The following is a 12,493-nucleotide window of genomic DNA, read 5'->3' on the forward strand; positions in this document are numbered from 1 at the left end:
TGAGAAAGATATTAGGTTAGGATCAGATTTTACTACAATGTCAATAAACTCTCAAATTTTATGTGAAACATCAAAGTGGGTTGATTTCTTACGCCAGTACGGTCCAATCTCTCGTAACGGCAACATGTATGACGAGGTGATTCAGCGAACCTTACAGCGAAAAAAGCTTCAACCGATCACTTTTGAAACTGAGTATCTAGGTGAGTTACTTGATAACTTCCGTTCAGCTTTACCCAAATCGGTCATTCTAACTGGTACGGCTGGAGATGGTAAAACCTACTATTGTCGGCAAATTTGGGAAGAGTTTGGCGGCTCTATTGATGATTGGCAGAAGGATAGTAAGATTCAACGGTTGGTGTTGAATGATCGTCAGCTAGTTGTCATTAAGGATTTGAGCGAACTAACGCTAGAGGAGAAGCAATCGCTCTTGCCACAAGTTGCAACTGCCATCCTAGGTAAGGATACTTCCAAGGTTTACCTGATTGCAGCGAATGATGGACAGCTAGTGGAAGCATGGACAGAAGCAGCGCGAATTAAAGAACTTGAGCCAGTACGAAAGGCGATCGAAGATCTTCTAGTAGGAGACTTGCGTGAGTTAGATGGCTTCCAAATCAAGCTCTACAACTTAAGTCGCCAAAGTGCTGCTGTTTTGTTTCCTCGAATTCTGAAAGCCGTTCTAGAGCACCCGGGCTGGAGCAATTGCAATCAATGTGCTTATCAGAACCAAGGCTGCCCAATCTGGCAGAACAAACAGCGTCTAGAAGGAACTAATGCGGATCGAACCACACGAGAACGCTTGATTAATCTCCTCGAACTGTGTGAACTAAATCAGATGCATCTTCCAGTGCGCCAATTACTTCTATTGATTGCCAATACCTTACTAGGTCATCCAGACGCAGGAGATAAGTTACTCACTTGTCGGAAGGTTCCTGAGATTATTGCTGCTGAAACTACATCGCTTGCCAGCCTCTATCGTAATATCTTCGGCGAGAACTTGCCTGAACGGCGACGCGAGTCAACCGAGGTCTTCAAAGTTCTGCGTGGCTTCGGTATTGGTGCAGAAACTAGTAATCAAATTGACAATATTCTGATTTGTGGAGCAGACGATCCAGAGTTGCAACCGCTTTACACTGATTTACTTTTGTCTGACCCATTTTACGGAGCCGACTTAAAGTATCAGGCTCAGCAGCGTTCCTACTTAGAAGGTGATGCTGCTAAGAGACGTGAAGAGTTTCTTAGTGTTCTTCAAACCCAACGGCAGCGGTTATTTTTTACTATTCCAAACGATCAAACCACAAACATGAAGCTTTGGGATCTCACGATCTTTCAGTATGCTGGAGAATATTTGAACGGTCTTTGTAAAGTTTTGCAAGAAGACGAAAAAATTCCTAAGTCGATTACTTCGCGTCTTATCAGGGGATTAAATCGTATCTTCACAGGGCTGTTGGTCAACAATCAAGATGAACTGCTCTTAGCAACTTCTGGCAGCTACTCCCAAGCACGAATTAGCAGGGTTTATGAAGAGTCTATCTCCGTCGCTCGAAAACGGGGTGAAAGTGTGTCAGTGGAGTTAGATAAAAGCCGCAAGAAACCAATCTTAGTTGTTAATCTTGCTTCAGCTATTAAGCCAATTCGTTTCAACCTAACCCTAACCCGGTATGAGTATCTGAGCAGAGTTGCCGAAGGTGCTCTTCCAAGTAGCTTTTCACAGGAGTGCTATGAAGATGTACTCGCTTTCAAAACTCAAGTATTCAAGCAGCTTTCCGTCCGACAAACTTCGGAGAGAGAAGACGAAGATGGAGAAGAGGCAATGAATATTCGGTTGCTAGAAGTAAATAGTGCTGGTATTGCAAGTGAACGAACGCTTGAGGTTTACTTCTAATGCTTGAAATCCTCCCACGGCCTCAACATATCGAGCAGTATCAACTCAATATGTGGGTTGACGAATCTATCTGGGGTCATCGACTGTACGATGAGCAAACCCCGTGGCTTTGCATTTTGGAAATGCTTTGCATTACACAATCAGAAGTAAGCAACGGACGGGCTTTTGTAGAGAGCAAGCTGAACAACCTAAGGTACGAAATTTACCCGCGCCTTTATCTTCGTAATATCTTGTTCAACAACCCCCATATTGAGGCAGTCGCTACAGAAGGATTAGATGACAACGAGCGATGGCAGACTTGGATGGATACGATCGCGAGTAACGTAGGTGGGTTGGTTTCACCTGACTTTAGCTATCTAAAATCCCGATTTGAATCTTTTAGAGACTTTGCAGAAATTGTCAAATTCCTACAATCAAGCGCCATTGAGGGCGACAGTAACAAACGATGGAGTTCCAAGTTCGTTTTTCCATACGGCCCTGACTGTCTCTATGAAGACCTAAGAGTAACTGGTGAGAAAGCGACAAACGATCGTCGCTTCTTCGGGAGAACAGGCGAACTTTTATATCTCATGCTCTGCCGGAGTGGTAGGGGTAAGGAAATTCTCTCCCGTTTAGAGAGCATCGGAATAATTACCCAGAATCATTCGATTGAGTATCGAGGCTCCAAGTGGAATCAGCTAGTCCTTGCCCTCCAATCTCCTGCAGATCGAAGCGCACCCAGACGAAGCGGTAACCCACCCTATCTTCCCTATGAAAAGCTGCCTGAGTATGAACAACTAGCCAACGACTGGCTCAATATTTTATCTTGTGATCTACCTGACTATGATTCCCTACCTCACATCGTTACCATTACCGGGCTGCACCTGATTATCTACTTGTTAAGCCGTGCCAAGGCAACATTAGGCGAGGCCACCCCGCCACAGTTTGTTTTAGAAATTGTCGCGCCCAAAAAGACAACAGTGCGTGATTTGGCATCAGATGAATTTCAGAAGAACAATAATCTGCCCCAACGGGCGGTCGAGTACACCGTGCGCAGTATCGCGAATTCACCGGAATGGCAGACGTGCCTTAACTCCTATACTCCAGGTGAGGACGCAATCGATTTGCTAGAAGAGCGTTTTGCCTGGTCTGCCAAAGAGGAATCAGACGGTTCAGGTTCGCCAGAAGCTCTTCTAAACTCTTTACGAGAAAGGGCAGTCAAACGGCATCAGCAACACCTTGGCAAGTTTCATGGAACCTGGTCACGCGAAATCGGTTTGTCGTCCAGTCGGGGTAGCCGTCGCACTCGCTATGCACCTACGGATTCCTTGCTGAGGACGTTAGTATTCGCCTCTGTGCCGACTCGTATGGAGTTTCAGGAGTTTTTGTCGCAACTGCACCAAAAATATGGCTTTGTTATTGGTGATCGCCAAGCCACTGACTTGATTAACTCCGGTGATGCTGACCGCGAAGACTTTGTAGCCAATGCCGAACGGCTTGAACGTCGCCTTGCCAGTATTGGCCTGCTCAAACGCCTTTCCGATGCTTGTGCCTACGTTCAAAATCCCTTTGCCTCAGAGGTGAGACGATGAAGACTATTGAACTGATTGGTCAAGTTGCGGCTGACTTCCTAAAACGCTCAATTCAAACCGACGAGACCAACGAGGGGGTTGCACGATTTCTACTCAATCGTCTCACCGCCCAGCAAGTTGCCGCCGTATGCCAAACCATTCTCCATGACTCCGAACTCGCCCCACTCATCAAGATTCAAGTTCCACGCGATCTAGTAGGAAGCTTCAGCTTACCTGCTGAAGTGTTGACCGATGAGCGTACAGTCCACCTGCGTCACTCAGATTGCGATCGCCCTGCACTACTGCTTGCGAACATAAGCGACGACCAAGCCCAATCTCTGAATGACATTACCTCAGTTGGTGCTCAAGAACTTAAGGGACAGATTGAGAGCTGGATTAGTCTAGCTGCAAAAGAGCTAGCAATTCCTGTCGAACAGATCGAATACTGGCGCAAAGCCCTCAATGGACTTCAGAAGGTTGGAACACTTAGCCTAGAGCATTTTGCGGACTACATTATTCAAACGAGATCGCGCATCCTTCAAGAAAGCCTTCCAGTCGTAAATGCACTTGGGTGGGCACTTCCCGCTTTGCGTCTCCCCCGCGATTCTGGTTACTTTTGTGCCATCCCTGAGACTCAGTTAGGACAAACCCAACGCTGGGAAAAGCTGTTCCAGCAAGCTTTTGCTAAACGCGAGTGTTTACTGCTGAAGCAAACGCCCAATAGGAAACCCATTGACGAGCACGACCTTCAGACTGCCTTCGACAAGGTAAAAGATGATATTCCTGCGATTGCCTACCCAGCTATTCAAGCATTTATTGCCAGTTCCACAGGGTGGACTTCCGAAGCTCAGGCACTTGCTGAATTTGAGTGGGAATCAGAAAATGTAAACACACTTTTTTCTGGGCTAAAAACGCAAACAACAAACATTGGCTCCCTCACTCTAGATTTTTTTCGAGATGAGTATCCCGATGTTTTGACCGAGGAAGAAAATCAATATATTAAAGCTTTAGTGAGCCGCAAAAAGGAGGCATTAGACGAAGATCGAGAATTTTATGATTCCCATCGTCACGAATTTGATGACGATCAAAAACTCAAAGCAAAATGGGATAAATTTGTTTACGGACAACCCATTGAATGTACAGATTTTTTGGTTGGTTTGCTCTTAGCTTTTGAACGCTTATTTGCTCAGGTAGATTCGAGACTCGAAACCAAACGTTTAAAAATTAGTACTCGCAGAGGAATTCGTCCAAGAAAGTGGATTGAAGAGCTTAATTCTTCTATAGGGCTATATTTCTGTACACGTTATCGAGGCATTGAACAACTAACAAGTCCTCACATTATCTGGGAAACCGAAAAGCTTTTTGAATATGACTCGATACTCAAAGAGAATAGAAATAAAAAAAAGTATCGCGAGAACACATCTGCTTCCAGAACTGCCACCGAAATAAAGTTTTATGTGGAGATGCTAGATGGCGAACAAAAGTCAGTGGGTACACCAATTCAATTAATTTGGAAGTGCAACCCCAATTCAATCGGGATAGAATTAAATAACGATCTTAATAGACTAATAGAGACTTCCTCTTTTCAAATTTCAAGTGTTGCAAGAGAAGTCGTAAGCAAGAAGGGGCGGTTGCAGGGTATTGCCCTATCCGATGTTGGTACCCTAGCGGCAGTATATCGCCGAGATCGAGTTTCTTTAGTCAGTAAGTACTCTCGCAAGAGCGACCTTGATAAAACCCTTCCTGAAAAACTTGAACAAGCCGTCGCAGATGGTCGCCTCTCCAAAGATGCAGCTGAAACAATCACTGTCGCCTGGAAGACTTTTGCGGAGCGATATAGAACAGCGATCGCTAGTTTCAACGATGAAGGGCAAGGTATTGCTAGTCCAGACCTGTTGCACCAGTGTGAAGCCTATGGGAATTTGCTCCAGATTGTTCTAAATCATGCCAAAGGCGACCTCAATCGTATTGACATCTATCAACCCATCTTGCGCTTGGGCTGCATCCGAGTTGAACGCGGTAACCCTGCTGCTATCATCGCCCCCTGGCATCCAATGCGATTAGCTTCCCTAGCAGTCAAAGCCCGCCAATTGTCAGGACTACTTCGGTATATCATCTCTACACCAGAGGTTAACTTTGGTGATTCCCGTCTATTTTTTGCCGATTTACGTAATGAAATTGAGCATCCTTACTATCCTGAAGTTTGTGTCGGTTACCAGGGGCAGCAGCCCGAATTGCTGTCTGTATCTGACACGGTCAACGATTACAGCCTAATGGAGCGCCCCACACAGGACGAGAGCGATCGCACTACCAACGAAAACCCGGCTGAAGCAGCTGATCGTCTGCTAGGGATTATCCGTCGCTACGTGGAACTTCTGCCCCATGAGAAAACGAATCTGAGCGTAGTTCTGTATCAAACCGATTCAATCAAACTGCCTCAAGCAATCGTTAACAAACTGAGTGAGGAACTACAAGATGGTCGGGAAGAAGTTCGCTGTCAGGTTATTCTGCGCCATCGGAATAGGCAAAAACTTGCTCAACTCTACGGGCAAATGTTAGAAAGCTCTGCTGGTGATCCCGATGCTTTCATTGCCAGCGAGGTTTCCCAGGACTTTATGGCAAGATTGAGAATCTCAGTCATGTCTAACGATGTTCCTTCCACAACCCCTGCAGAAGGCAAATTTGCCGACATTGTGTTTCTACAAGATGCAATCTCACGGCAGGCGAAAGTGGTTTGGCAACCATCACCGTTTGACAGTAGCACAGCCAAGATGTTGATCCATTCTCCTGCTCGTTGGGCACGTAAGCGTCCGTCTGCTAAAGATGAGCTTAAATCTACTGTTTATCTCACCTGTCCGAAGCAGACTGGGGTTGGGCAAGCCTACCTCGACATGGTGTATAGCATTGCTCAAGGTGAAGACTGCTCTTCTGACCAACACTTCTTACCTGCCCGTCAAATTTCCTTCCAGGATGAGACGACAAGGACAACCTTTGATGAGAGCCATCGTTTAGGCGAGTGGGTAGTCAATTACGATGACTTGCTAGAGCGGCGACAACTCGTCAACCAGGGAGTGAAGGTTATTCGCTATCAGCAGAACCGTACTGATGAGCGGAACTTCCTCGTCTCTTCAGACGCCTCTCTGAATGTCCTCAAGGTGCTGGTCAGGAAACGCTTGGAAGCCTTGAATTTAGGCTTGGAAAGTAACCGCATCGATAGATTGGTAGAGCGCCTAATCAATGAAGCCAACGCTGTTTCCGGTGACATCGTGTTGCGAGCTGCAAAGTGCGGCAGATATGCCAGCGAACTAATGGGGGTTGTTCTAAGTAAGGCTTTAATCACCGCCGAAATGGGAGCACAAAACCCGATTGGCTGGTACTTTCTAGATGACTACGCTTCCTGGTTAGGGCAAAAAGAAGGTCAAATTGCTGACACCATGGCAATTTCACCACAGTATGTCGACGACGAACCTGTCCTAAAAGTCATCATCGCTGAGGCAAAATATATCGACGTAGCGGGCTTGGCTGACGCTCGCAAGACTTCACAGAACCAACTCCGGCAAACAGTTGACCGCATTGCCGATGCTCTCTTTATTAGTCCAGGTCGCCTTGACCGTGACCTGTGGCTATCTCGCCTCAGCGATCTTCTGCTCGACGGCATTGAGTTTAGTTCCGATAACAAACTGAACATTGAGCAGTGGCGTGAACAAATTCGCTCAGGTACGCTTCGTATCGACCTATCCGGTTACTCCCAGGTTTTTGTATCGGGTACAAACGACAGCAGTGCTGAAGGAGAGCGATCGCCTATTCCTAAAGTCAAACGATGCTTCCAAGAAGTGTTTGATCGAGAGTCTGTCCGTAAACTGGTTCTGGCTTATGAATCAGGACAAACACTCTTCTGCGTAAGGGAACAGATTGGCGATGACAAGCCCTGGACCGTAGCAGAAGCATTACGGCCTGCGGATCGAGTTACATGGGTTTTAGAAATTGAAGAAGTCGCGGCAACAACAACTCCGCCAGTACCTGTAAAAGTTAGTCCGCCTGAAAATCCTGACAGTCCACTTCAGCTAACTTTGCCTGATCAGCCCCTTGAACCTGAAGCTACTATCTCTCTAGTTACATCACCTACTGAGGATGTAGATAGTTGGGCGAGTCCAGCACTGGTTTCTTGGTGGCAGCAGGGGCAAGCCCAGAGCAGTCAAGGCGATGCAGAGGCAGAAAAGTGGCTGGAAGAAGCAGCTGGAAAACTGCGGACGGCTCTACTGGGATACAATCTGCAAGCCAAAATCGAAGGTAAACGCCTTACTCCAAATGCAGCAATCGTTAAATTCAAAGGCTCAGATAACCTGAAGCTAGATGACATCGAGAAGAAACGATCGCAACTTCTGACCACTCACGCTCTAAACATTATTAGTGTTTATGGTCAGCCTGGTGAAATCGTTGTCACCGTTGCCCGTCCTCAACGTCAAACGATTTCTCTACGGGAAGTGTGGGCAAAGCGAAAAATCAATCGATCGCTTTCTGGAGTCAACCTCAGCTTTGTTGTAGGGGTTAAGGAACTTGACGGCGAATTGCTTTATCTCAATCTAGGCAGTAGTTTTGAGAACTTAGAGCAGCATGCCCCACATACGCTTATTGCCGGAGCTACAGGCAGCGGTAAATCGGTTCTGCTGCAAAACCTCCTTCTGGATATTTGTGCGACGAACTCTCCAAAATTGGCAAGTATATATTTGATCGACCCCAAGATGGGTGTTGATTACGCCAACATTAGCGACCTACCTCATCTCAAGGAAGGAATCATTATTGAGCAAGATCGTGCAATTGAGGTTTTGGATCTTCTGGTTGAAGAGATGGACAACCGATACCGAAAGTTTGTTTCTCAGAAAGCGAAATCTTTACAGGACTATAACTGCAAGGTGGCCGAGCAAGACAGACTTCCCGTGTTGTGGCTAGTTCATGATGAGTTTGCGGAATGGATGCTAATCGATGAATATAAAGCGGCTGTGTCTGCTGCGGTGCAGCGACTGGGGGTGAAGGCAAGAGCCGCAGGGATTTATCTCATCTTTGCTGCCCAAAGACCTGATGCAAATGTTCTGCCGGTTCAGCTTCGAGATAACTTAGGAAATCGTTTAATCCTAAGAGTTGAGAGTGTTGGCACTTCGGAAATTTCGCTTGGACAGAAAGGAGCAGAGAATTTGTTAGGCAAGGGCCATTTAGCAGCAAGACTAACCAATGAGCTAGGAATTATTTATGCGCAAGTTCCATTTTTACATGATGAAGACCTTCCGTTGCTAGTAGAGTCAATCAAATCAAACTCTAGATGAAACGTGAACAAAATTCTGATAATGCTGCTTATATGACAAGGAGAGATTATGGTTCTTTGGGTTAGCACACAAATGTCTATCGGAGATATCCGTGATTTAACTAACTCTCATCGTCTTGAGTTGCGACCTGACTTTCAGCGGCAGGAAGTATGGGCTGTAGCAGCAAAGATAATGCTCATCGATTCAATTCTCAAAAACATTCCAATGCCTAAGTTCTATCTGCTTAGGGATATCCGAGGAGAAGCTACGTTCCGCGCAGTCATTGATGGGCAGCAAAGGCTTAGAGCAATTCTTGGCTTTATGAATAATGAGTTTGCACTCAAATTCCCGCCTTGTGAAGAACATCTTCATAACAAGTATTTTCAAGATTTGGAACAACTAGATCGAGATAAATTTATCAATTATCAAATTGATATGTACGAAGTCACAGACGTCACAGATGTCGAAGTTCGACAAATGTACTCTCGTGTCAATAAGTATGTCAAGGCGCTAAATAAACAAGAATTAAGACGAGCTGATTTCCCTGGAATTTTTCTTGATACCGCGGAAGATTTAGCATTATTGGATATTTTTGAGGATTTCAAGATTTTCACTCCTGCAAACCGACGCCGAATGGCTGACGTTGAATTTATATCTGAACTTCTTGCTCTAATGATCCGAGAAACCCCACTAGAAAAAAAGGAACAATTGGATTCGGTTTATGAAGAATATATGGAATGGCCTGAGCCTCAGCGTGGTGAAATAATAGAATACTTTAATCAAATACTAAGCGACTTTCAACATATTTTTAGTGAAGACGGATTAGCTGGCGTTGGATCTACTAGATTTCGTAAAAAAGCTGATTTCTATGCATTATTTGGAGCTATTTATAATCTTCGTCGCAGGGGGGGAGACATAAATGATCGGGACTTAAGACCTCTTCGTATTGATCTATCGCTTCTCAACTATCACATTGAACCTTCATCATATATCGGCGTCTTACAAGAGTATGCAATTCGTTGCGTTTCAGATGCTAATTCCTCATCAAGCCGTCGTTGGAGAATAAATTTTCTAGAATCTATTCTTCAGGGTACTTATTTGAGAGAAATATCAGGAAACACTGCTCGTTTTTTCTCTCAAATTCTCTATGATACTATCTATGGCGATGGGTTATGTCCACCAGGAACTGAGACTTGCATATTATCTAATGAAAGTTTTGAGCCAACAGAAGAGAATTCTGTCTTGGCATGGAATATAGAAAGCCCTGTTTTCCAAATGGAAAATTCTGGGTTTATTAAAAGAGAGGTTTTAGGACAAGTAGAGCATAGTAACTGGTTAATTGTAGATCCACTATCTCAACGACTAGACGACGGGGAAGCCCAGTTGGAGATTAATCTATGACTGGCATTCCCTTCAACGGACAAACTTATGTTTTGCCTGATGAAATAATAGGCGTTGACAAGTCTAAGTATAGAGTTTTAGAAATGCTAGGTAGAGGAGGTAATGGATCTGTATTTGAATGTGAAAATGTTGCCACTGGGGAAACATTTGCGCTAAAGGTTCTCCTTAATCTAAAACCTCCTAGAGCTGAGAGGTTTGAAAGAGAAATTCAAGTGATTAGCTGTTTGAGTCATGAGCATATTGTTACCTACATAACTCACGGTAGGATGTCAGTTTCTCATTCCCTTAGACGCAGATCAAATCCCAAGAATAAGAGTTATTCAAGGCAATTGAATGTCTCTTTCATAATTATGCGAAAGGCTGACTCTAACTTGAGGGAATTTCTTACGCAAAGCTCTTCCCCACTACGGTTTGAAGACTATTATGGGCAATTCATTGGTCTCGCCAAAGCACTTAAAGAGCTTCATGCTGTTGCCATGCATCGTGACATCAAGCCAGATAATATCTTGATTAGTACTGATGTTTGGCAGATTTCTGATTTTGGATTGTGTGCATTAATAGAGGAAGCTGAAGAGCAACTTACCAGAGCTGAAGAAGCTGTAGGGCCAAGATACTGGATGTCACCCGAAGCTGTTTCAAAAGCAATGGGACTTGGAGATATTATTAGTTGTTGTTCTGATCTATTTCAGCTTGCCTCAGTATTCTGGTTTGTTGTTACACAGCGCCCACCAATTGGCATTCTAACAATGGAAGACTGGTCAGGGCCGCCGTCCCTTGGGCAGCTTCTCTTAGATACCCTTCAACATAATCCACTACGTAGACCTATCTCTACTGCAGAATTTCTTCAAAGGTTAGAAGAAGTAAAATTCAGTTAGTTTGTAAATGATTTTCAATTTCAGCGATGGTTGGCTCCTCCAATTCAAAGATAATTTACCTGGACTATCATGCGACTACTCCCACAGACCCACGAGTAGCTAAGTTTGTATTGCATTACATGACGGAGGAATTTGGTAATGCCAGTAGCATTGATAATGAAGTCGGTGATCGCGCCGAAGCCGCCGTCAAAGAAGCTACCCGCCACGTCGCTGACTTAGTAGGCGCTACACCCCGAGACATCCTCTTCACCTCTGGTGCCACCGAAAGCATCAATCTCGCCATCCAAGGCACTATTCAGTATCTAGAGCGATCTAGCACTAAGCCTCGCATCGCCATTTCTACTGCTGAGCATAAAGCCGTCCTCGACACCTGCGACGCTCTCCATAAACAAGGGCGCATTGAGCTGATCCATATTCCGGTCGATACCCAAGCCCGCCTCGACCTTGACCAGCTAGAGAAGGCCTGTGCCAGCGGTATTCACCTGCTCTGCGTCATGGCGGCTAACAACGAAGTCGGCACCATTTACCCCATGGAGAAAATTGCTGCGATCACCCAAAGCCACCAAGTCCCCTTTCTCTGCGATGCCTCCCAATCGGTCGGCAAAGTCCCCATCAAGTTCAATGAGTGGGGCATAGCTATGCTGGCTCTATCGGCCCATAAGTTCTATGGCCCCCAAGGTGTTGGGGCACTCGTAGTGCGTCGAGACCATCAGTTAGAGCCTTTACTCTATGGGGGTGGACAGCAAAAGGGATTGCGACCGGGTACCCTGAATTTGCCAGGCATCGTTGGTTTGGGCGAAGCCTGTCGGCTGCGGGCAGAAGAGATGGCGGTGGATGAGGTTGAGATTGGGAAAAAGCGCGATCATCTCCAAGCCCGCCTCCAAGCTCAAATCCCCGATCTGGTCATCAACGGCGATCCACAAAACCACTTGGCTGGAAACCTGCACATCTCCATTCCCGGTATTCCTAATAGCGCCATCATAGCCAGAGTGCGCCACAGCCTGGCTATTTCAACTGGCTCCGCCTGTTCTTCAGGCGTGGAAACCCCATCCCATGTGCTCAGGGCGATGGGGCTAGCCGAGCCCGTCGTCGAAGGTGCCCTCAGAATTGGTCTAGGCAAGTTCTCTACCGACAATGACATTCACCAAGCCGCAGAGATTCTGACGCAAGCGGTGCAGTCAGTAAAGCAGGCGATGGCCTGAAATCCATTTCTTGCAATCGTTTCAGAGGATGTTTTAAAAGGGTCGGTTTGAGGATCAAAAGCTACCTGTACGGCTCACCCCGTTCCTTGAAACCCTCATTCCTTCGTGGCAGCTCCTCGGTAGTCCAGGTAGTTCAAGCTACCCCAGAGGACTTTTCAAACACCCTCTCAGCTCGACTTTATCCAATCAAGCGGCATGACAGAGTAACTCCGTCCAGGTGTCAAAGATAGTGCGAGGGACTTTAACGTACTCAGGGTCATTCCGTGATGTCTGGAAAAGTCGG

Annotated in this window: 6 protein-coding genes; all 6 read left to right on the forward strand. The window is 45.9% G+C overall.

Annotated elements, in window-relative coordinates; translation table 11 throughout:
- The first annotated feature begins 37 nt into the window (after window positions 1-37).
- The 6 genes from H6F57_RS03935 to H6F57_RS03960 are packed head-to-tail and all read left to right on the forward strand — an operon-like array spanning window position 38 to window position 12,210.
- Window positions 38-1,882: a hypothetical protein gene (locus H6F57_RS03935; RefSeq protein ID WP_190625109.1), complete on the forward strand. Its 1,845-nt coding sequence runs from the start codon at window positions 38-40 to the stop codon at window positions 1,880-1,882.
- Window positions 1,882-3,453: a hypothetical protein gene (locus H6F57_RS03940; protein WP_190625110.1), complete on the forward strand. Its 1,572-nt coding sequence runs from the start codon at window positions 1,882-1,884 to the stop codon at window positions 3,451-3,453. Before H6F57_RS03935 ends, H6F57_RS03940 begins: the two co-directional genes overlap by 1 nt.
- On the forward strand, window positions 3,450-8,753 hold the full coding sequence (locus tag H6F57_RS03945; RefSeq protein ID WP_190625111.1) for an FtsK/SpoIIIE domain-containing protein: 5,304 nt from the start codon (window positions 3,450-3,452) through the stop codon (window positions 8,751-8,753). The genes H6F57_RS03940 and H6F57_RS03945 overlap by 4 nt, the downstream gene beginning before the upstream one ends.
- Before the next feature lie 48 nt (window positions 8,754-8,801).
- Window positions 8,802-10,133, forward strand: coding sequence for a DUF262 domain-containing protein (locus tag H6F57_RS03950; RefSeq protein WP_190625112.1), 1,332 nt, complete (start codon window positions 8,802-8,804; stop codon window positions 10,131-10,133).
- Window positions 10,130-11,008: a protein kinase gene (locus tag H6F57_RS03955; RefSeq protein ID WP_190625113.1), complete on the forward strand. Its 879-nt coding sequence runs from the start codon at window positions 10,130-10,132 to the stop codon at window positions 11,006-11,008. Before H6F57_RS03950 ends, H6F57_RS03955 begins: the two co-directional genes overlap by 4 nt.
- 26 nt (window positions 11,009-11,034) lie before the next feature.
- Window positions 11,035-12,210 (forward strand): cysteine desulfurase family protein, encoded by a 1,176-nt coding sequence (locus H6F57_RS03960; protein WP_190625114.1) that lies wholly within the window; start codon window positions 11,035-11,037, stop codon window positions 12,208-12,210.
- The last annotated feature ends 283 nt before the right edge of the window (window positions 12,211-12,493 follow it).

The organism is Leptolyngbya sp. FACHB-60 (genome assembly GCF_014695775.1).
Taxonomy (GTDB): Bacteria; Cyanobacteriota; Cyanobacteriia; order Phormidesmidales; family Phormidesmidaceae; genus Nodosilinea.